This is a genomic window from Candidatus Endoriftia persephonae (assembly GCF_023733635.1).
GTDB lineage: Bacteria > Pseudomonadota > Gammaproteobacteria > Chromatiales > Chromatiaceae > Endoriftia > Endoriftia persephonae.
Window position 1 is genome coordinate 1,518,780 of record NZ_CP090569.1, and the last position, 20,225, is coordinate 1,539,004.

General features: G+C 57.3%; 22 protein-coding genes. 14 read left to right on the forward strand and 8 right to left on the reverse strand.

Annotation, left to right across the window (positions count from 1 at the left end; translation table 11 throughout):
• Nucleotides 1-8 precede the first annotated feature (8 nt).
• The 6 genes from napA (at nucleotide 9) to moaA (ending at nucleotide 6,794) form a co-directional block, all read left to right on the forward strand.
• Nucleotides 9-2,489 (forward strand): nitrate reductase catalytic subunit NapA, encoded by a 2,481-nt coding sequence (gene napA, locus L0Y14_RS06895; protein ID WP_305790626.1) that lies wholly within the window; start codon nucleotides 9-11, stop codon nucleotides 2,487-2,489.
• 86 nt (nucleotides 2,490-2,575) lie between these two features.
• Nucleotides 2,576-3,436, forward strand: coding sequence for a ferredoxin-type protein NapG (gene napG, locus L0Y14_RS06900; protein WP_005959809.1), 861 nt, complete (start codon nucleotides 2,576-2,578; stop codon nucleotides 3,434-3,436).
• Nucleotides 3,436-4,344: a quinol dehydrogenase ferredoxin subunit NapH gene (gene napH / locus L0Y14_RS06905; RefSeq protein ID WP_005959808.1), complete on the forward strand. Its 909-nt coding sequence runs from the start codon at nucleotides 3,436-3,438 to the stop codon at nucleotides 4,342-4,344. The genes napG and napH overlap by 1 nt, the downstream gene beginning before the upstream one ends.
• Before the next feature lie 53 nt (nucleotides 4,345-4,397).
• Entirely contained in the window at nucleotides 4,398-4,826 is a 429-nt protein-coding gene (locus L0Y14_RS06910) for a nitrate reductase cytochrome c-type subunit (protein WP_006474728.1), read from the forward strand.
• Nucleotides 4,827-4,914: 88 nt separating this feature from the next.
• Nucleotides 4,915-5,481 (forward strand): NapC/NirT family cytochrome c, encoded by a 567-nt coding sequence (locus L0Y14_RS06915; protein ID WP_005959806.1) that lies wholly within the window; start codon nucleotides 4,915-4,917, stop codon nucleotides 5,479-5,481.
• A 332-nt stretch (nucleotides 5,482-5,813) separates the two neighbouring features.
• Entirely contained in the window at nucleotides 5,814-6,794 is a 981-nt protein-coding gene (gene moaA / locus L0Y14_RS06920; RefSeq protein WP_005959805.1) for a GTP 3',8-cyclase MoaA, read from the forward strand.
• 30 nt (nucleotides 6,795-6,824) lie between these two features.
• Here moaA and L0Y14_RS06925 read toward each other — a convergent pair whose 3' ends face one another.
• The 6 genes from L0Y14_RS06925 to L0Y14_RS06950 form a co-directional block, all read right to left on the reverse strand.
• On the reverse strand, nucleotides 6,825-6,983 hold the full coding sequence (locus tag L0Y14_RS06925) for a hypothetical protein (RefSeq protein ID WP_006474725.1): 159 nt from the start codon (nucleotides 6,981-6,983) through the stop codon (nucleotides 6,825-6,827).
• A gap of 169 nt (nucleotides 6,984-7,152) precedes the next feature.
• Complete coding sequence (locus L0Y14_RS06930; RefSeq protein ID WP_006474724.1) at nucleotides 7,153-7,464, reverse strand: non-heme iron oxygenase ferredoxin subunit; 312 nt, start codon at nucleotides 7,462-7,464, stop codon at nucleotides 7,153-7,155.
• Nucleotides 7,465-7,469: 5 nt separating this feature from the next.
• Nucleotides 7,470-8,579: an anthranilate phosphoribosyltransferase gene (locus tag L0Y14_RS06935; protein ID WP_005959803.1), complete on the reverse strand. Its 1,110-nt coding sequence runs from the start codon at nucleotides 8,577-8,579 to the stop codon at nucleotides 7,470-7,472.
• A gap of 60 nt (nucleotides 8,580-8,639) precedes the next feature.
• Complete coding sequence (locus tag L0Y14_RS06940; protein ID WP_005959802.1) at nucleotides 8,640-9,542, reverse strand: carbon-nitrogen hydrolase; 903 nt, start codon at nucleotides 9,540-9,542, stop codon at nucleotides 8,640-8,642.
• A gap of 5 nt (nucleotides 9,543-9,547) precedes the next feature.
• Nucleotides 9,548-10,594 carry an agmatine deiminase family protein gene (locus L0Y14_RS06945; protein WP_005959801.1) on the reverse strand — a complete coding sequence of 349 codons (1,047 nt, stop codon included), beginning with the start codon at nucleotides 10,592-10,594 and terminating at the stop codon, nucleotides 9,548-9,550.
• A 20-nt stretch (nucleotides 10,595-10,614) separates the two neighbouring features.
• A complete protein-coding gene (locus tag L0Y14_RS06950) occupies nucleotides 10,615-10,905 on the reverse strand; it encodes a hypothetical protein (RefSeq protein WP_006474720.1) in 291 nt (96 codons plus the stop codon).
• A 106-nt stretch (nucleotides 10,906-11,011) separates the two neighbouring features.
• On the opposite strand from L0Y14_RS06950, the gene L0Y14_RS06955 reads away from it, so the two are divergent.
• Both L0Y14_RS06955 and lolD read left to right on the forward strand, forming a co-directional pair.
• Complete coding sequence (locus tag L0Y14_RS06955; RefSeq protein WP_006474719.1) at nucleotides 11,012-12,259, forward strand: lipoprotein-releasing ABC transporter permease subunit; 1,248 nt, start codon at nucleotides 11,012-11,014, stop codon at nucleotides 12,257-12,259.
• Nucleotides 12,252-12,938: a lipoprotein-releasing ABC transporter ATP-binding protein LolD gene (lolD, locus tag L0Y14_RS06960; RefSeq protein ID WP_005959798.1), complete on the forward strand. Its 687-nt coding sequence runs from the start codon at nucleotides 12,252-12,254 to the stop codon at nucleotides 12,936-12,938. The genes L0Y14_RS06955 and lolD overlap by 8 nt, the downstream gene beginning before the upstream one ends.
• A 53-nt stretch (nucleotides 12,939-12,991) precedes the next feature.
• Here lolD and L0Y14_RS06965 read toward each other — a convergent pair whose 3' ends face one another.
• Nucleotides 12,992-13,474, reverse strand: coding sequence for a DUF2062 domain-containing protein (locus tag L0Y14_RS06965; RefSeq protein WP_006474718.1), 483 nt, complete (start codon nucleotides 13,472-13,474; stop codon nucleotides 12,992-12,994).
• Between the two features lie 162 nt (nucleotides 13,475-13,636).
• Here L0Y14_RS06965 and L0Y14_RS06970 point away from each other — a divergent pair, with 162 nt between their 5' ends.
• The 6 genes from L0Y14_RS06970 (at nucleotide 13,637) to kdsB (ending at nucleotide 19,070) form a co-directional block, all read left to right on the forward strand.
• Nucleotides 13,637-15,931 carry a DNA internalization-related competence protein ComEC/Rec2 gene (locus L0Y14_RS06970; protein ID WP_006474717.1) on the forward strand — a complete coding sequence of 765 codons (2,295 nt, stop codon included), beginning with the start codon at nucleotides 13,637-13,639 and terminating at the stop codon, nucleotides 15,929-15,931.
• 83 nt (nucleotides 15,932-16,014) lie between these two features.
• Nucleotides 16,015-16,635, forward strand: a complete 621-nt coding sequence (locus tag L0Y14_RS06975) for a MotA/TolQ/ExbB proton channel family protein (protein WP_005959795.1) — start codon at nucleotides 16,015-16,017, stop codon at nucleotides 16,633-16,635.
• 4 nt (nucleotides 16,636-16,639) lie between these two features.
• Nucleotides 16,640-17,053: an ExbD/TolR family protein gene (locus tag L0Y14_RS06980; RefSeq protein ID WP_005959794.1), complete on the forward strand. Its 414-nt coding sequence runs from the start codon at nucleotides 16,640-16,642 to the stop codon at nucleotides 17,051-17,053.
• A gap of 15 nt (nucleotides 17,054-17,068) precedes the next feature.
• Entirely contained in the window at nucleotides 17,069-18,127 is a 1,059-nt protein-coding gene (lpxK, locus tag L0Y14_RS06985) for a tetraacyldisaccharide 4'-kinase (protein WP_005959793.1), read from the forward strand.
• Entirely contained in the window at nucleotides 18,108-18,296 is a 189-nt protein-coding gene (locus L0Y14_RS06990) for a Trm112 family protein (protein ID WP_006474716.1), read from the forward strand. Before lpxK ends, L0Y14_RS06990 begins: the two co-directional genes overlap by 20 nt.
• Nucleotides 18,297-18,305: 9 nt before the next feature.
• On the forward strand, nucleotides 18,306-19,070 hold the full coding sequence (kdsB, locus tag L0Y14_RS06995; RefSeq protein WP_006474715.1) for a 3-deoxy-manno-octulosonate cytidylyltransferase: 765 nt from the start codon (nucleotides 18,306-18,308) through the stop codon (nucleotides 19,068-19,070).
• Nucleotides 19,071-19,254: 184 nt separating this feature from the next.
• On the opposite strand, the gene L0Y14_RS07000 is transcribed toward kdsB, so the two are convergent.
• Nucleotides 19,255-20,214: a DUF4340 domain-containing protein gene (locus L0Y14_RS07000; protein ID WP_006474714.1), complete on the reverse strand. Its 960-nt coding sequence runs from the start codon at nucleotides 20,212-20,214 to the stop codon at nucleotides 19,255-19,257.
• Nucleotides 20,215-20,225: the final 11 nt, after the last annotated feature.

Below are 20,225 nucleotides of genomic sequence, written 5' to 3' on the forward strand. Positions count from 1 at the left end.
CGGCTTCGGTGGCAGGTGTAACCCTGCCGGCGATTAAAACCGCTACGGCAGCCGAAGGTGATGATGGTATCCGTTGGGATAAAGCAGCCTGCCGCTACTGCGGTACCGGTTGTAGCGTTCTCATGGGTGTCAAAGACGGCAAGGTTGTGGCCAGTCAGGGTGACCCTGATGCGCCAGTCAACAAAGGCCTGAACTGCATCAAGGGTTATTTCCTGCCGAAGATTCTCTACGGAAAAGATCGCCTGACCACGCCGATGCTGCGCAAGAAAAACGGCAAGTACGATAAGAACGGCAAGTTCGAGGCGGTTTCCTGGGACGAGGCGTTCAAGACGATGGCCGAGAAGTGGGTGGCAGCCCGTAAGGCTAAGGGTCCGAAGGGTGTCGGTATGTTTGGCTCCGGACAGTGGACCGTTTGGGAAGGCTATGCCGCATCCAAGCTTATCAAGGCGGGCTTTCGTTCCAACAGCCTCGATCCCAATGCTCGCCACTGTATGGCGTCTGCTGTAGGTGCTTTCATGCGCGGGTTCGGCATTGACGAGCCCATGGGCTGCTATGACGATCTGGAACACGCCGATGTATTCGTGCTCTGGGGTGCCAACATGGCAGAGATGCACCCGATCCTCTGGTCACGTCTTACCGACACGCGTCTGACCAAGCCGGGCTGTGAAGTGCATGTGCTCTCCACCTATAAGCATCGCTGCTTTGAGCTGGCTGATAATGGCATGGTGTTTACACCACAGACCGATCTGGCGATCGCCAACTACATCGCCAACTACATCATCCAGAACAAGGCCTATAACAAGGACTTCATTGGTAAACATGTCAACTTCAATATCACGACGACTGATATTGGTTATGGCCTGCGTCCCAGTGATCCCAGGCAGAAGGCGGCCAAGAACCCCAATAAGGGCAAGTTCAATAAGGTCAGCTTCGAAGAGTATGCAAAGGCTGTTTCGGAATACACCCTTGAAAAAGCCAGCAAGATGTCCGGCGTGCCGAAGAAGAACCTGGAACGTCTGGCCAAAGCCTATGCCGATCCCAACAAGAAGGTCTCTTCTTACTGGACCATGGGTATGAACCAGCACACACGTGGTGTGTGGATGAATGGCCTGGTCTACAACATCCATCTGCTGATGGGCAAGATCTCCGAGCCTGGCAATAGCCCCTTCTCACTGACCGGTCAGCCTTCTGCTTGTGGCACCGCCCGCGAGGTAGGCACCTTCACCCATCGTCTGCCGGCTGACCTCGTCGTCAAGAAGGACGCACATTGCAAATTCGCCGAGAAGATATGGAAGTTGCCGGAAGGCACTATTCCCCGTGCCAAGGATCCGGTCATGGGCAAGACTTTGATTCATGCGGTTGCCATGCATCGTGCGCTCAAAGACGGCAAGATGAACTGCTTCTGGGTGATGTGTAACAACAACATGCAAGCCGCTGCCAACATGAACGATGAGTCCTATCCTGGTTGGCGCAGACCCGAAAATTTCATCACCGTTTCTGATCCCTATCCGACGGTATCGGCCCAGGCTGCTGACCTGATCCTGCCGACCGCCATGTGGATTGAGAAGGAGGGCGCCTACGGTAACGCCGAACGTCGCACTCAGTTCTGGCGCCAGCAGGTTGCTGCTCCTGGCGAGTCCAAATCTGACCTGTGGCAGCTCATGGAATTCTCCAAGTATGTCAAAGTGGAAGATGTATGGCCGGAGGATCTTATCGCCAAGAAACCAGAATATGCCGGCAAGAGGCTTTACGACGTTCTCTACACCAATGGTCAAGTCGACAAGTTCCCGAAACAGAAGGTGACCGACTCTGATGGCAACGAGTATGCCAACGATGAGATGGACCACTTCGGTTTTTACGCACAGAAGGGTCTGTTCGAAGAGTACCGGCTGTTCAACTCCGCGCCCAACATTCTCAAGAAGGGCCATGAGATGGCCGAGTTTGATGCCTATCATAAAGCACGCGGTATCCGTTGGCCGGTAGTTAACGGCAAGGAGACACTGTGGCGTTTCCGCGAAGGTTACGATCCGCATGTGGCCAAAGGCAGCGGTGTACAGTTCTACGGCAGGAAGGACAAGAAGGCGAACATCATCTTCGGTCCCTACGAGCCAGCGGCAGAGAGTCCAGACAAGGAATACAATCTGTGGCTCTGCACCGGTCGTGTTCTGGAACACTGGCACTCAGGTTCCATGACCCGGCGTGTGCCCGAGCTCTATCGTGCCGTACCGGATGCCGTGGTTTTCATGAGCAAGAAGGACGCCAAGAAGCGCAAACTGCGTAATGGGCAAATGGCCAAGATCACTTCGCGTCGTGGCGAGATTGTCTGCCGGGTGGATACCAAAGGGCGCAACAAGGTGCCGGATGGGTTGGTCTTCATCCCCTGGTTCGACGCCGGTCGTCTGGTCAACAAACTGACCCTCGATGCCACTGATCCGCTCTCGAAAGAGACGGATTACAAGAAGTGTGCGGTGAAGATCAGTAAGGCCTAGGCGGACAGGATCCGGTCTGGTTCGCCAGACCGGAGATCGTCATAACTGAAAAAACGCGTAATCGATAGCAACCCAACAAGTCAGTAATGTCAGATACAGACAAAAAACATGAGATGAACCGACGGCAGTTCCTGGGCAACATGCTCAAGACAGCCTGTGGGGTCGGATTGGTCGGCATGGGTCTGGGGATCTACTCCAATAGAGCCTCAGCCCTGCCTGCCCACTATATCCGGCCACCGGGTGCGCTGCCGGAAGAGGACTTTCTGGGTGCCTGTATCCGTTGCGGGTTGTGCGTACGGGACTGTCCGTACGACATCCTGTTCCTTGGTGAGGTTGGTGACGACGTGGCAACGGGGACTCCTTATTTCGTAGCCCGCACCGGGCCTTGCGAGATGTGTGAGGACATCCCCTGTATCGTCGCCTGTCCGACCAATGCCTTGGATCATGGTCTCACCAATATCGAGGACTCCCGTATGGGGCTTGCGGTGGTGGTGGATCAGGAGACCTGCATTGCCTTTCACGGTCTTCGCTGTGAGGTCTGTTTCAATGTCTGCCCAATTCGGGGTAAAGCCATAACGCTGAATATGCAGCACAACGTCAGGTCAGGAAAGCACGCGCTGTTCATACCAGTGGTGCACTCCGACGCCTGTACCGGCTGCGGTCTCTGCGAACGGGCCTGCATTCTGGATGAGGCGGCAATCAAGGTGTTTCCGACCGATCTAGCGAAGGGCGAACTGGGTAAACATTACCGGCTTGGCTGGAAGGAGAAAGAGAAAGCGGGTGAGGCCTTGGTCACGCCGGACGTAGAGCATCAGTACAACCTCCCCGAGGGGGTACGCTACGACCTGCAGGGCGAAGGGCTGATCATCGAAGAGAAACCGGAGGAGACGCCGTTCTCTTCCAATCCTCTGGACACACTCAATAGCGGTTTTATGGATGACAAGTAATGGTTGATCTGACGACATTAGGTGACGATTCCATTGCGGCCAAGGGCTGGATCAAGGCCCATAAATGGCTGATCCTGCGCCGTTTGAGTCAACTGGGGATACTCGCCCTGTTCCTCGCCGGCCCCATCTTCGGGGTGTGGATTGTGAAAGGTAATCTGGCCTCAAGTCTGACGCTGGACATATTGCCACTGACCGATCCGCATGTGCTGCTGCAAGCGGTACTTTCCGGTGTGGTACCCGAGACTGCCGCCATCATAGGTGTGGTGCTCGTGCTGCTCTTCTACTTCGTAGTTGGCGGACGGGTCTACTGTTCCTGGGTTTGCCCGGTGAATATGATCACCGATCTGGCTAGCTGGCTGCGTCGAAAACTGGGTATCAGGACGACCTCTCAGATCTCCCGTAATGCCCGTTACTGGATGCTTGCCTTGACTCTGATTCTGCCGTTGGTGGTATCCGGGGGCATCGTCTGGGAACTGATCAACCCGGTCTCCATGATGTTTCGAGGTATCGTCTTCGGAATGGGGGCGGCCTGGATGGTGATATTGGGGGTCTTTCTCTTTGATTTGCTGGTGGCCAAGGAAGGGTGGTGTGGGCGTCTCTGTCCGGTCGGTGCTTTCTACAATTTGATTGGAAAGCGAAGCCTGTTGCGGGTCAACGCCAGCAACAGGGCGGAGTGCAATGACTGCATGGAATGTTTCGTTGTCTGCCCCGAACCGCAGGTGATCAAACCGGCATTGAAAGGGGCAAGCAAGGGCATAAGCCCGGTGATCCTCTTTTCCGATTGCACCAATTGTGGACGTTGTATCGATATTTGCGCGAAAGATGTTTTTAGTTATGGCGGTCGTTCTGTCTCCGAGGTCAAAAGGTTGAACCCCGAGGTGATTGAGAAACAGGGGGCCCGTGCCTGATGGGTCTGCTTATGAATTCGCAACTCACATATAGAGTGATGATGGAGAATGAAATGAAGAAAACTATTCTGGTCATGATGGTGGCACTGCTGACTCTGTTCTTTACAGCATCAGCCATGTCGGAAGTAATGTCTCTGCGTGGTAATGACGATCTTGAGGCAATGGCCGTAACGCCCGCGAAGAAGAAGGTTCAGTCTGTCAAGGGAGGTATTGCCCGCAGCTATAAACAGCAGCCGCCGATGGTCCCGCACAAGATTGACAAATATAAGATCAATCTGAAGAACAATGGCTGCCTGAAGTGCCATAGTGAGAAAACCTATAAGAAAGAGAAGGCGCCAAAAGTGGGTGACAGCCATTATGTGACCCGTGATGGCAAGACCTTGAGCACAATCTCTAGTCGTCGCTACTTCTGCAACCAATGCCATGCCCCACAGGTGGGTGCAGAGCCTTTGGTACAGAATATGTTCGAGGGTGCGAAGTAAGGTATATTTCCGCAGTTGATGCGTTCCCATCCGACGGATGGGAACGCATTTTTTCTATCGCTTTTTACAGAAATCCAGGTAATAAAACATGAGTAATGGCAAGAAAATGGGGGGGTTCACCCTGATTCTGATTGGAATCGTAGCGGGTGTTGTTCTCTGGGGTGGTTTTAATACTGCTATGGAGGCGACAAATACTGAAGAATTCTGCATCTCTTGCCATGAGATGGAACAGGCTGTTTACCAGGAATTGCAAGAGACCATTCACTTCAGCAATCGTACCGGTGTGCGCGCTACCTGCCCGGACTGTCATGTGCCTAAGGAGTGGATCCATAAAGTTATCCGCAAGATCAAGGCCAGTAATGAGCTCTATCACAAGATGCTGGGTACCATTGATACAGTGGAGAAGTTTGAAGAGAAGCGTCTAGAATTGGCTAAGAATGTCTGGCGCACCATGAAGGAGACCGACTCCCGTGAGTGTCGCAACTGCCACAATTTCGACTCCATGGACTTTGATCGCCAGGAGGAGCGTAGTGCTAGTCGGCACGACGAAGCGATTGAGGCAGGGTACACTTGTATTGACTGCCACAAGGGTATTGCCCATTCTCTGCCGGAAGGTTACGACCCAGCCGAGGATCTGCCGGGTGGGGAAGAATAGACGGAGAGCATAAGAAGAGAGGCCGCCACTTGGCGGCCTTCTTTTTTTGGCACCTTTTTTGCCTTTTTATTGCCAATACAGAAGTAATGTAGGGCAATCTCCAGTAATCAAAGGCGTTTACAGAACCTGCTGACAGCTTGGTGGTGATGTGGATTGAACGAACTGTTCACATCTGTTCAATGACCAGTGGCATTCTGCAGGAATTGTTCAGAAAGGATGATTGCTTTAAAAATTATTGACTTATAGAGACAACATTTGACCCTGAACAAGTTGCTCGCAGGTCGCTTCAGGTAGAAAATGAATAAATAATCATTCCAACAAGAGACGCACCGATGCCCATGCTAAGAGACCCGTTTGGACGAAACATCGAGTACCTCCGTCTTTCGGTTACCGATCGGTGCGACTTTCGTTGTTTCTACTGTCTGCCCAAGGGCTTCAAGGATTTCACCCCACCCAATACTTGGCTGACGCTGGATGAGATTGAGCGCCTGATTCGGGTCTTTTCCGAGATGGGCGTCAGCAAGGTGCGATTGACCGGCGGTGAGCCACTGGTGCGCAAAGACCTGCCAGAGCTGGTGCAGCGTTTGGGTGCGTTGCCACAGATCGAAGATCTCTCCCTCAGCACCAACGCTTCCCAGTTGGAAAAGTATGCTGACTCGCTCAAACAGAGCGGGGTCAGCCGGATCAACGTGAGTCTCGACTCTCTCGATCGGGAGCTTTTTCGGCACATCACCCAAGGGGATCTGGATAAGGTTCTGGCTGGCTTGAAGGCTGCCAAGCGGGCCGGCATGAATCCAATCAAGATTAACATGGTGGTGATGAAGGGAGTGAACGACCATGAGATAGGTGACATGGTCGACTTCTGTTTGCAACACGATTTCACTCTGCGCTTTATCGAGACCATGCCGGTGGGTGAGACCGGTAAAAACGCCACTGATCGATACGTCGATCTGCGCGAGGTCCGTAAAGAGCTGGAGCGGCGTTTCGTGCTGGAGCCGGCCGCCATGCGCGGTGCCGGGCCCGCTTCCTACGTCAGGGTCGCCGATACCGATCTGCGTATCGGTTTCATCACTCCGATGTCCCAGCATTTCTGTGAGACCTGCAATCGGGTGCGTCTCTCTATAGAAGGTACGCTCTATCTCTGCCTGGGCAAACATGACAACGCTGAACTGCGTCCGCTGTTGCGGCAGGGGATTAGCGATGAGGGTCTGAAGGAGGCGATCTTCGAGGCGATCTCACGCAAGCCGGAGCGGCATGAGTTCAATGAAAATCCGGGGGAGGTTATGCGGGTAATGTCCCTCACCGGCGGCTGAATCGGAAGCCGCCAGCGAGGCAGGAGTTGCTTAGAGACGGATGCCAGTGGGAGCAGTGGTTTTCCCCGAATTTTTCACTGTTCCGTTGTGAGCGATGTCCTTAATCTCGAAACTGCGGTCCGCTTGGCTCGATGTCTGCCAGACAAGTGTTGCCGAAAAAGCAACGGCAAATGCGAGCAGATATTTCATATAACCCTCCGGAAAGCCTTTTTGGCGTTTTATTCGGTTCTTTTCGACCGATGCTTTTTATGCGCATATCCTGCGCAACCGGAATATACGATAAATCGTTCCTAAATTCCACCCCTTGTTCCTAAGTATTTTGTGACCAGATTCCGGAAAATGAACTCGCTGTGCGAGTTTAATCCAGGATGATGTAAATCTTGCCTGCCTCCTCCTTGACCGGATAGGTCGCAATCGGGTCAGTTGCGGGCTCCTCCATCGGTTCTCCTGTTTTCAGGCTGAAGCGGCTGCCATGCAGCGAGCATTTAATCATGTCTTCCTGGATACACCCCAGATAGAGTGGGACCTCTTCGTGGCTGCAGAGATCATCCACTGCATAGTGGGTTCCGGCCAGATTCGCTATCAAGTAGCGCATGCCATCAATCTCCACCCGTTTCATCTTGCCTGGGGCAATCTCACCCAGATCGGCAACAAGGATCTTGTTGGACATCGCGATCATCTCAAACGGTTCAAAGTATTGCCGGAGTCGAGCACCGTGCGCAGTCGATTGGCTGCCGCTTCAAGGCTGGTCTCCCGGCCGGTATGCCAGAGAATCAGACTGCCGGCATAGAGCAGTGAGTCATAGGTCGGCCCAGGCTCACCCTTGAGTGCCGCAATGCCGGCTTTGGCGGCTGCCGCTGCGGTGGCCTTGACATCCACCATAATCGCTACCTCATCACCACGGCGCGGCTGTTTGGGGAGATCCTCGGGCAGGGGGACGGCACGAACCTCCTGATGTATCCCGAGTGCATGCGGATTGATCTCCTGGGAGACCTCTTCACCAAAATTATCGTAACGAAAAACCATGCCCTGCTGCCGCAAGGAGGGGATCACGCCGCCTTCGGTGCCGCGCACCAGCAGGGCGCCCTGAAAGCCGGCATGACGTGCCAGAGTGGCGTATTTGGGAGGGTAGGGCTTGTGTACATAGCCGGTGACAAGGTGGGTCTTTTTCTGCCCGGAGATCGGTTTGGCAATCACTTCGACGGTGGTCAACACTTGGCGTTTGATGATGCGCTGACGCAGCGGAATCAGGTCGTGGAGTTCGGGGCAGAAGCTGCTCTGATCAAGGTAGGCCCAGCCGACCGCGGGGTCAGCGAGGCGTTCAGCCGCTTGTTCAACAGTGAGATCCACACTCATTCCTGCCGCCTGAAGCACATGTCGATGGGTGACGCCATATTTCGGTCCGACCTTGTCGAGTCCGTGGCTGATGGCGGGCAGACCACACTCTGCAAGCAGCATTGGTAGAAAGGGTGCGACCAGCAGATTGCGGTTGAAGCCGTCGTAGGGATCAGCGATGGAGATCACTTCATCGACCTCGGCAGTAACCGATTGGCTTGTCTGCAGGATTGCATCCAGGATGCCGAGATTCTCCTCATTGGTCTCCCGCTTCATGCGTAGTGCGATGAGAAAAATGGCGGCCTGCACATCGTCCACATGGCCCTTGAGGATCGCCTGCATGCCCAGCCTCGCCTCCTCTTGGGAGATATCCTTGCTGAGCTCAGGGCCAGTGGCAATTCGCTGGATAATTGAGTGCATAACTGCACGGGAGGTGGCGATATCGGTCATCGTTCAGGTCATCCAAGCTGGAAAAAGAAGGGGTGGAGTATAAAAAGTTGACTAAAGTTGTCAAGAATTCTGCGGATCATTGAAGAGTTGCAGCAGTGGTGCGTAGCTATCGATGCGTCGGTCCCGCAAAAAGGGCCAGATACGACGTACTTTCTCGCTGTGCTGCAGGTCGATCTTCGCGAGCACAACCTGGGTTTCATTCTGCTTGGCCTGGGCTAGCATTTCACCCTGAGGGCCACAGATAAATGAGCCTCCCCAGAACTGAATGCCAGAGGTAACGCCGCTGGGATCGGTTTCAAACCCGGTGCGGTTGCAGGCAACCAGGGGCAGTCCGTTGGCGATAGCGTGACCACGCTGCACCGTCTGCCAGGCATCGAACTGGCGCTGCTGCTCGGCTGCGCCATCGCCCGGATCCCAGCCAATCGCGGTGGGATAGAGCAGGATCTCTGCACCGGATAGTGCCATCAGGCGTGCTGCCTCCGGGAACCACTGATCCCAGCAGATTAGCACTCCGAGCCTGCCGATGCTGGTCTGGATGGGGCTGAAGGGGCCATCGCCCGGTGCGAAGTAGAACTTCTCGTAGAAGCCAGGGTCGTCCGGGATATGTTTTTTTCGGTAGATCCCCGCCAGCGTGCCGTCACTCTCCAGGACCACTGCGGTATTGTGATAGAGGCCGGCAGCCCGTCGCTCGAACAGTGAGGCGACGATCACCACCTCCAGCTCTGCAGCCAGTACGGCGAGCTGCTCGGTCGTGGGGCCGGGCACTGGTTCCGCCAGGTCGAACAGCTCCGGGTCTTCGTGTTGGCAGAAGTAACGGCTGTTGTGCAACTCTTGGAGCAGGATCAGCCGGGCCCCCCTGCCACAGGCTTCACGGACTCCCTGGATGCAGTTCTCTAGATTCTGTTCACGACTGCCGTAATCTTTCTGTTGAACCAGGCCAATGCTTAATGATTTCTGAAGCATGATGTTTACTCTGGGGCAGCGGGAGCAACCGCAGCGGGTAGTTGCATGGTGGCGCAGTGCAGGCTGCCGTTTTGCCGGATCAACGTGCGGCAGTCGACCCCCACTACTTTCCGGTCGGGAAAGCAGCACGCTAGCTGCTGCATTGCCAGGCTGTCCGCTGCAACCTTATAGATGGGTAGCAGGACGGCGCCGTTGAGCAGCAGGAAGTTGGCGTAGCTGGCGGGTAGACGCCGGCCGCTTTGTGGGTCGTAGACTGGCCCAGGGTGTGGCAGAGGGATCAACTCGTAGGGGGCGCCGTCTAGTTGGCGCAAATTATGAAGTTCCGCCTCCATCGCCTGCAGTGCTAGGAAATCCGGGTCGTTCGGATCCAAGCACTGTTGGTAGCAGATCCGGTCTGGAGTGCAGAAACGTGCCAGGGTGTCGATGTGACCATCGGTGTCGTCGCCGCTCAGCCCACCCTGTTCGAGCCAGAGAAATCGGCGGGCCCCCAGGCTGCGGCGCAGCTGCTCCTCGATCGCCTGTTTGGAACGCCCTGGATTGCGCGCCGGGTCGAGCAGGGTTCGCTCTACCATCATCAGGGTGCCCTGGCCATCGCACTCGATGGCGCCGCCTTCGAGTGTTAGGCTGCTCGACTGCATGGGCAGTCCAGCGAACAGGCCTTGTGTTGCGAGGTTTTGGTTACAGGCATCGTCCAGCTCGGCTGCAAATTTGCCGCCCCAGGCGTTGAAGTGGAAATCGAGCAGCAACGATTGATCGTTGTGCAGGATGGTGATCGGCCCATAGTCCCGTACCCAGGTGTCGTTGGTCTTGGTGATCACCAGGCTGGCATGGGTCAGATCGACCCCCTGTGCGTTCAGCCGTCGTTGAATCTGCTGTCGGTGCGATTGGTCAAAACAGACCAGTATCACCGGCTGAAAACGCAGGATGGTGGCGACGATCTCTGTGTAGGCTGCATCAGCCTCTTGCAGAATGTCAGACCAGTCGCTGGCGGTGTGGGGCCAAGTTAGGAGCGTAGCGGACTGTGGTTCCCACTCCGCGGGCAATCGGCGCATAGGGTAAAAGGGATGGCTGATCAGCGGTGAACGACTGAGATCAGAACCATTTCGAACTCAAAGAAGACGGAGTAGTCGGGGTAGTCCCAGCGAGTGATGGGGGGTGAGCCGACCCAGGGGTGCTCATAGTCGGGTTCACCAAACTGCATGCGGACTTGATTCATGGTCAAACCGCGAGTTGGGCGTTGTAGACCTTCGGGGCTGTTGACAGGCTCTTCCGCGATCGCGTCGAGTAGCAATACTTCTGCCTGAACGACTTGGGTTGCCGGAATCAGGGTGGTGGCGAGTAGCAGCGGAATCCAGAATTTCATCAATGACAGCTCCAGGGGACGGCTTCTAAAGGGAAATATAGCACCCCTGCCTAACTATAGAAAATTCGGGATCTTTTGCAGTCGGATATGGTTTAATGCGCTCGCTATGTACAAGCCGTTTGAACTCTTTATCGGTCTGAGATACACCCGTGCCAAGCGGCGTAACCACTTCATCTCATTCATCTCACTGATCTCCACGCTCGGCATCATGCTGGGGGTGGTGGCGTTGATTGTGGTGCTGTCTGTGATGAACGGTTTCCACAAAGAGGTGCGCGAGCGCATCCTCGGCATGGCCTCCCACGCCACTATCTCGGCGGTCAAGGGCGGCCTTTCCGACTGGCGCGATGTGATGGCTCAGGCTGGCAAAAATCCCCATGTGATAGGTCGTGCTCCCTATGTTGAGGGGCAGGGCATGTTCATCAATGGGCAGAAGGTCAGCGGTGCGATCCTGCGCGGCATTGATCCGGCGGAAGAGGGTAAGGTCTCAGTGGTGGTTGAGGCGATGAAGGTTGGTAGCGTCACCGACCTGCAGCCGGGCGGCTACGGGGTGATCCTTGGTCAGGAACTGGCCTATCTGCTCGGGGTCGGCATGGGTGACAAGGTGACCCTGGTGACGCCGCAGATCAATGTCACCCCGGCCGGGATCATGCCGCGTCTGAAGCGCTTCAAAGTGACCGGCATCTTTGAGGTCGGCATGGGCGACTACGACCGTGGCGTGGCGCTGTTGCATATCCAGGATGCCGCTAAACTGATGCGCCTGGGCGGCGATGTGACGGGGGTGCGGCTGAAGCTTGATGATCTCTATAAGGCCCCCGAGGTGTCACGCCAGCTGGCGTTGAAGATGGGTGGCTACTATCGGATCAGCGACTGGACCATGCAGCATCGCAACTTCTTCTCTGCGCTACAGATTGAAAAGCGCATGATGTGGATCATTCTCTCGCTGATCGTTGCGGTGGCTGCCTTCAATATCGTCTCCACGATGGTGATGGTGGTGACCGACAAGCAGTCAGACATCGCCATCCTGCGCACCCTGGGCGCCTCGCCCCGCTCGATCATGGGGATCTTCGTCATCCAGGGGGCCACCATCGGCGTGGTTGGTAATCTGCTTGGCATGCTCGGCGGTGTGGCGTTGGCCTACAATGTGGATGGTATCGTGAAGTGGATCGAGCAGCTCTTCAGCATCCACTTTCTCGACCCTAACATCTACTATATTAGCGAGCTGCCCTCCGACCCACACCTCTCCGATATCCTTTCCATCGGTGGCTTCGCCTTCCTGATCACGCTGGGAGCCACCCTCTATCCGGCCCTCAAGGCCTCACGTACCCAGCCGGCCGAGGCACTGCGCTATGAGTGATCCGGCGGTACTCGAGGCGTGTGGTCTGCAACGTACCTTTGCCCAAGGCAAACTGCGGGTGGAGGTGTTGCGGGGTGTTGATCTGCGGCTGGCCAAAGGTGAGCGGATCGCCGTCATCGGCAGCTCTGGCTCCGGCAAGAGTACCCTGCTGCACTGCCTAGGTGGGCTCGACCGACCCAACGCGGGCAGTGTCCGCTTCGCCGGTGCCGATCTGTTTGCGCTCGGTGAGGCGGAGCGGGGACGGCTGCGAAACCGCAGCATGGGTTTTGTCTACCAGTTCCATCATCTACTGCCCGAGTTCAGCGCCCTGGAAAATGTGGCGATGCCACTGCTGATCGGCGGTCAGACAGCCCAGGCGGCTGTTACTGCTGCTGCCGAGATGCTGGAACGGGTCGGCTTGGCAAATCGCAGCCACCACAAACCCTCAGAGATGTCGGGGGGGGAGCGCCAACGGGCGGCGCTGGCGCGGGCGCTGGTGGGTAACCCCACCTGTGTGCTGGCGGATGAGCCTACTGGCAATCTGGACCGGCGCACCGCCGGGCAGGTCTATGAACTGATGCTGGAACTCAATCGGGAGCGCCGCACCAGTTTCGTGGTAGTAACCCATGACCCGGATCTGGCTGCACGCATGGACCGCATCGTGCATTTGGTGGATGGCAAGTTGACTGAAGAGCCTTAAAAGTTTGCTAGTGTAAAGTTCAGTCCGCAAACAACCGCTTTAGAAGTGGCCTGTCAGGCGCTTTTACGCCGCTGACGACGGCGCTTTATGTGGTTGATGATGTGCAGTCGCCACAGCCCGCGGATCCCAAAGTAACCCACTAGGGCGGAGACCGTGCCGCAGATCAGACAGCCCAGCAGGAAGGGCTCCCAGACTCCGTTCAACCCGCCGTTTTCGATCCACTCCATGCTCAGCTCGAAGGATTCCATCTCGGGCGGTGCGCCGATCACCCAAGTGCCGACCAGATAGGCGAAAAAGAAGATGGGAGGGATGGTGATCGGGTTGGTGACCCAGACCAGTGCCACAGAGAGCGGCAGATTGACCCGGAACAGGATCGCCGCACCGGCAGCGAGGATCATCTGAAACGGCACCGGTATAAAGGCCATGAAGAGCCCCACCGCAAATGCACCGGCAGCGGAACGCCGATTGAGATGCCACAGGTTGGCATCGTGTAGCAGTTTGCCAAAACACTGCAGATGTCGGTGATTGCGGATCATCTCGTGATCCGGTGTGAGGCGCTTTATTAGGTGCTTTGGCATGGCTTCCGCGGTACGGTCTGCTGCTTCTTTGCGGTGGCTTATTGAAGCATGCAGGCCTGTGAACTGCTACCGTTATTCAAACAATTATGCAGGATGATTTCACTGTGACAGGGAGTGTCCATGAATCTCAATCTGATTCTGTTTGTGGCCGGTGCGGCGGTCTTTCAGGCCCTGCCAGCACTGCCCAACAGCAGCTGGTTTTATAGCGCTCTGTTGTTGCCACCGCTGCTGGGGCTGCGCCAGCTGCGACCGTTTGCCGCGCTGCTGCTGGGGGTGTTGTCGGCCTTTGGTCACGCTTGGATCTACCAGGCATCGCTGTTACCACAGGAGCTGGAAGGGAAAGATCTCAGTGTGGTGGGGCGGATCGCCGATTTTCCCCGGCGCCAGGGTGGTGCACAACGCTTCGAGTTTGATATTGAGCAGAGCGAGTGGCCACAATTGATTGGCGCACGGCTGCGAATCAATTGGTATCGCAGTGCGATTGCTGTCGAGCCGGGTGAGCTGTGGCGTCTCAGGCTGAGGCTCAAAAGGCCCAGAGGGCTGGCCAATCCAGGTGGTTTCGACTACGAGCGCTGGCTGATGAGTCGGCGCATCGCCGCCACCGGCTATGTGAGGGGCAGGGATGCCAACCACAAACTCGGTGAGGCTGACTGGCGCTACGGGCTGTTGCGGCTGCGCTATCGGATTGCCAGACAGATTGCGCAGCTGACGCCAGATAGTGCGGCTGCTGGCCTGCTGCGAGCCTTGGCGGTGGGAGATCGCACCGGCATTGGGGAAGCTCAGTGGGAGCGCTTCCGGCGCACCGGCACCAACCATCTGATTGCGATCTCAGGGTTGCACGTGGGACTGGTGGCCGCTGCCATCTTCTGGCTGCTGCAGGCTTTGTGGCGGCGCAGCTTTTTTCTGACACGACAGCTCGCTGCCCCCCGTGCCGCTGCGCTGGGAGCACTCACTGCAGCGGCGGGCTATGCGGCGCTGGCCGGCTTCTCCCTGCCGACCCAGCGGGCCCTGATCATGCTGAGTCTGTTGATGGGAGCGTTATTTTTCAGCCGCTCCCTGTCGTTGATACGCTCGCTGCTACTGGCGCTGGCAGCGGTCACTCTGCTCGACCCATTTTCGTTACTGAGTCCAGGGCTGTGGCTCTCATTTGGTGCGGTGGCGGTGATTGTGCTGGCGCTGGCCGGCCGGCTGAGCCGCCCGGCCAACTGGCGGCAATGGTCGCAGGTGCAGTTCGCTGTGGCCCTTGGATTGCTGCCCTTACTGATTGGATTTTTCGCCCAGGCATCGCTGATTGCGCCGCTGATCAATCTGCTGCTGGTACCCTGGTTCAGCTTCGTGCTGGTGCCGGGGCTCCTGCTCGGCGTGTTGTTGTTGCTCTATCCGGCAGCAGCGGTGGTCTGGTTTGAGCTGCTCGCAGAGGCGGCCCGTCTTACTTTGTGGCTGCTGGCAAGAGTTGCAGAGTTGCCATTCGCCGCGATCAGCTTTCCCCAGCCTGGGGTGATGCTGATTGTCGTCTCGTTGTTGGCGTGTGCGTTGCTGATGCTGCCGAGAGGCGTGCCCGGCAGTTTGCCTGCGGTTGTGATACTGGCTGGATTGCTGCTGAATCAGCCCGAACGGCCGGCCACCGGGCGGTTTTGGTTTACTCTGCTCGATGTGGGCCAGGGATTGGCCGCTGTGGTAGAAACCAGCCACCACCTGATGATCTATGATACCGGTGCCGCCTATCGCTCCGGTTTCAATATGGCTGACTCGGCACTGCTGCCCTATCTGCGTAGCCGTGGCTGGCAGCGGGTGGATCTGCTGATCGCCAGCAATAACGATAATGATCATGCTGGGGGCGTGCCGATGGTGTTGAAGGCACTGACGGTGGCGCGTCTGTTAGGCGGTGAAGTTATGCGTTTTCCCGAGGCGGAACTCTGCAGCGCCGGCATGGAGTGGCAGTGGGACGGGGTGAGCTTCCGAGTGCTGCATCCGCCAGTCGAAGGACGGGATGTATTTCATGGCAACGACAGCTCCTGCGTCCTGCAGGTAAGCGATGACCAGGCCAGTCTGCTGCTGCCGGGGGATCTGGAACAGAAGGGTGAGGCGAGTCTGGTGGCTGAGTATGGTCAGACGCTGGGATCGAATATCCTGGTGGCGTCGCATCACGGCTCCAAAACCTCCTCCAGCCAGGCTTTGGTGGAGGTGGTATCGCCTAAGTATGTGCTATTTTCCAGAGGCGCGCGCAATCGCTACGGTTTTCCCCATCCTGAGGTTGTGGCGCGCTGGCAGCAGGTGGGCAGTCAGCTCTTCGATACGGCGATCAGCGGGGCGATCCTGTTTCGTCCGGAGCGGGAAGGTGTTGGGTTGACGCCAATCGGATTCCGGCAGATGGAACCGCACTACTGGTCGCAAGCGCCGCGTTCTGGAGAATGAGTGTGCCACTTTCGGTATGCTGCTGAGTTACAGTAAGATGTGTGCCGTTTCTCGGCATCTGATACGACGAGGGCCTACTCCCAGTGTTTGAATTCGTAAAAGCGGGCGGCTGGCTGATGCTGCCAATCATCACCTGTTCAGTGGTCGCCAGTGCGATCGTTCTGGAACGCTTCTGGTCTTTGCAGCGTAAACGGGTGATGCCGGAGTTTCTGATGCAGCAGATACTGCGGCTGCACCGGGACAAAAAACTCGACAAGGCGGATCTGAAAACGCTGCGGGAGAGCTCACCGCTGGGGCGGATTCTCGCCGCCGGCCTGCTCAATCACCGCCACTCCAAAGAGGTGATGAAGGAGTCGATCGAAGAGGTCGGGCGCCAGGTGGTGTTGGAGCTTGAACGTTATCTCAATACCCTCGGTACCATCGCCTCGATCACCCCACTGCTGGGTCTGCTGGGCACCGTAATCGGCATGATCAAGGTATTTGGCGCCATCGTTACAGCTGGTGTGGGCAACCCCGGCATCCTAGCCGGTGGCATCTCCGAGGCGTTGATCACCACCGCGACGGGGCTCTCGGTGGCGATTCCCAGCCTGATGTTTCACCGCTACTTCATGGGGCTGGTGGAGAAGCTGGTGGTGGCGATGGAGGAGCAGGCGCTGAAGCTGATCGAAGTGATCCACGGTGAACGAGAAGTGACTTCGGAGTAGGCCCGTGAATCTTCGCCCCCATCGCAAACAATCCCCAGAGCTGGATGTCACGCCGCTGATCGACGTGGTGTTTCTGCTGCTGATCTTCTTTATGGTCTCAACCACCTTTGATAAGGAGACCGAGATCAAGGTGGAACTGCCGGAGGCCGCCGGCGAGGATGCGGAGAACGCCGCTGAGATGATCGAGATCACCATCGACGAGCGGGGTAATTTCTACATCAATCAGCGTGAGGTGGTGAGCACTGAGATCGACATTCTAAAACGCGCCATCGCCAAGGTGGCGGGAGACCGGACCGATCTGCCAGTGCTGATCAATGCGGATGGCAAGGCGCCCCACCAGGCAGTGATGACGGCAATGGATGCGGCCAGCCAGCTTGGTCTGGTAAAGATGACCTTCGCCGCCCGGCGACCACGTTGATCAGGGAGCCTATGAATGAATTTGGGCCGCAAGGATGCCGTCCATGATTCATTCAGAGGCTCCCTAGGGCTCCTGCGCTTGCAGCGGATCGACCACTACTGGCAGAGTCGCAATCTGGTGAGCCTGGCGCTTGTGCCTCTCTCCTGGCTGTTCTGTCTGATCGTCTGGCTGCGACGCCTCGCCTATCGAAACGGGCTGCTGCGACAGCAGCGGTTGGCGGTGCCGGTGATCGTGATCGGCAACATCAGTGTCGGCGGCACTGGCAAGACTCCGCTGATCGTCTGGTTGGCCCGTTATCTCATGCGGAAGGGCTACTCACCGGGTATCATCACCCGAGGTTATGGCGGTGCCGCAGAAAGTTGGCCCCAGGCGGTGGAGCCTGACACCCCAGCGGTAGAGGTGGGCGATGAGGCGGTGCTGTTGCGACGCCGCACCGGTTGCCCGTTATTTGCCGGCCCTGAGCGAGTAGAGGCGGGCAGGGCACTGCTGGCGCAGCATGATTGTGATCTGCTGCTCTCCGACGATGGTCTGCAACACTATGCCCTGGCCCGTGATCTAGAGATCGTCGTGGTCGACGGGGTGCGACGATTTGGCAATGGCTGGTGCCTGCCGGCGGGACCGTTGCGCGAGCGTCCGGCTCGTTTGCAAAGCGTCGACCTGGTGGTCAGCAACGGCGCGCCGCTGAGCGGTGCGTCGCAAATCCGGGTGAGCGGGTCCAGCGCCATCAATCTGAGCGGCAGACGGCGGGAGCGCCCGCTGGAGAGCTTTCGGGGCGAACCCATTGCGGCGGTGGCCGGAATCGGCAACCCGGAGCGTTTTTTTCAAACGCTTGAGTCCCGGGGACTGGAGATCAGTCGCCATCCGTTTGCCGATCACCATCCCTTCAGCCGTGAAGATTTTTGCGACTTCGAGGGGCAAACGGTTCTCATGACCGAGAAAGATGCGGTAAAGTGCGAATCCTTTGCTGGCGATACATTCTGGTATGTGCCGGCTGATACCGAAGTGGATGCGAGCCTTCAGCGCCGCATCGACGCACTGATCGACAGGTTATTTGATGGACAAAAAACTGCTTGAAATCCTTGCCTGCCCCCTCTGCAAAGGCAAACTCTACTACGATAAAAAGGCGGCGGAGCTGATCTGCCGAGCCGACCGTCTGGCCTTCCCAGTGCGCGATGGCATCCCGGTGATGTTACAGGAGGAGGCGCGAGAACTGGCAGCGGATGAAGAGGTGCCTGAGGGCTAGACAATCCAAATGGAATTCAAGGTCGTAATCCCCGCCCGCTATGCCTCAGTGCGGCTGCCGGGTAAACCCCTGCTCGATATCGCCGGCCGCCCGATGATCGAGCATGTTCACCAGCGTGCCCTGGAGAGCGGCGCCACGGAGGTGGTGATCGCCACCGATGATGCGCGTATCGCCGATGCGGCAAAGGCCTTTGGCGCCGATGCCTGCATGACCTCCACGCACCATCGCAGCGGCTCAGACCGGATCGCCGAGGTGGCGGAGTCCCGCGGCTGGAGCGACCAGACCATCGTGGTCAATCTGCAGGGTGACGAACCCTGCATGCCGGCGGCGCTGATTGATCAGGTGGCTCAGGATATGGCAAGCCATGAAAAGGCCGGGGTCACTACGCTCTCTGCGCCGATCAGCGAAAAACCGATGCTGTTTGATTCCCACGTGGTCAAGGTGGTGACGGATAGCGAAGGCTATGCCCTCTACTTCAGCAGGGCGCCGATCCCCTGGCACCGGGATGAGTTCATCAACGACAGCGGACCGCTGCCCCAGAATGTGAGCTTTGCCCGTCACATCGGTCTCTACGCCTACCGTGTTGGCTATCTGAAGCAGTTTGTTGCCTGGCCGCCGGCGCCGATTGAACTGGCTGAGTCGCTGGAGCAGCTACGTGTGCTGTGGCATGGCGGCAGGATTCATGTCAGTCAGGCGTCGCAAGAGCCGGGCCATGGCGTGGATACCCAAGGGGATTTGAAGCGGGTGACCGAACAGTTGCGGCGTAATGTTTAGATGGAAGTCTGGATCTATTAATCCAGCAATGAAAGATGGCACGTATAGGCCGGACTGTGCCCGACATTATCCTTGATATCAATCGATGACACGCGGCGGCCACGGGTCGCCCTACCGATAAATCCTCGCATAAAAAAACGGCCTCCGAAGAGGCCGTCAGGCTGCTGACCCAGGTTGGTTTGTGTCACTCCGTGGGTTGGGCGGGTGGTTTCTCAGACGCTGCGGCAGTGGACTGCAGCAGTTTCGCCCGGGTCGCTTCCAACAGTGGCTTCATGCTGAACTCGGCAAGCTTGAGGTAGTGGTTCAGATCGGAGCGTTTCAGCACATAGTAATCAGCTCCCTCTGGCTGGGAGAAGCGATAGTGCAGCGGGTCACCCCCCTTGCGGGTCAGATCGATCTCCAATACCGGCTTCTCCTGCCCATACTCCGGTTTGTTCTCCTGCCCGAGCAGGGCGCCGATGGTCAGGTTCGCCAGCTTGTTGAGTAGGGAGCGAGCCGCGGCAGAGTTGGTCTGCTCCCCGGCTTTCAGGTTGGCTAGTTCGACCTTATTCCCATCCTGTAGCAGGGTGAAACCCGGCATCTGGAGCTGTTCGATCTGCTGGGCATCGAGTTTGAGGCGCCCCTTGTCGATCCAGTCATCGGCCTTGGCGCTGGCCTCCCAGGTGTCGAATTCGATAGCAAACACCGCATCCTCCCCGTCAGGCCGCACATCAACCTTACGGTAGCCTGGGGAGCTCCCCAGGTAGAGCCGGGCCAGGGTTCGCTCATCAGCAAGCAGGGTGATGCGGCGCTCGAAGCCATCCTCCGCCACCTTGAAACGCGCCGCAGCGGCGCTGCTGGTAGCCACCGGCCAGCCTTTCTGCAGGCCTGCGAGTTTGTTTAGCAACGACTTGACCATCTCCGGATCGGCGGGAAATCCATCACTCGCCATGACCACCCAGTGATCCGCCTCACGATGCAGTTCCAGGGGTTGACCCTCACCCTCGGTGATACGCAGGGTATCTACGGCCTGGGGGTCGAAGGCCAACAGTCTCTCCTTGGGCTGGAAGGCCGTGTAGTCGTTGCCCGACAGTTGAACGGCCAGGACTAGCCCCAGTTGTGCCACCAACAGGGCGCCAAGCCATTTGATCCAATGCTTCATCATACTCTCCTCCC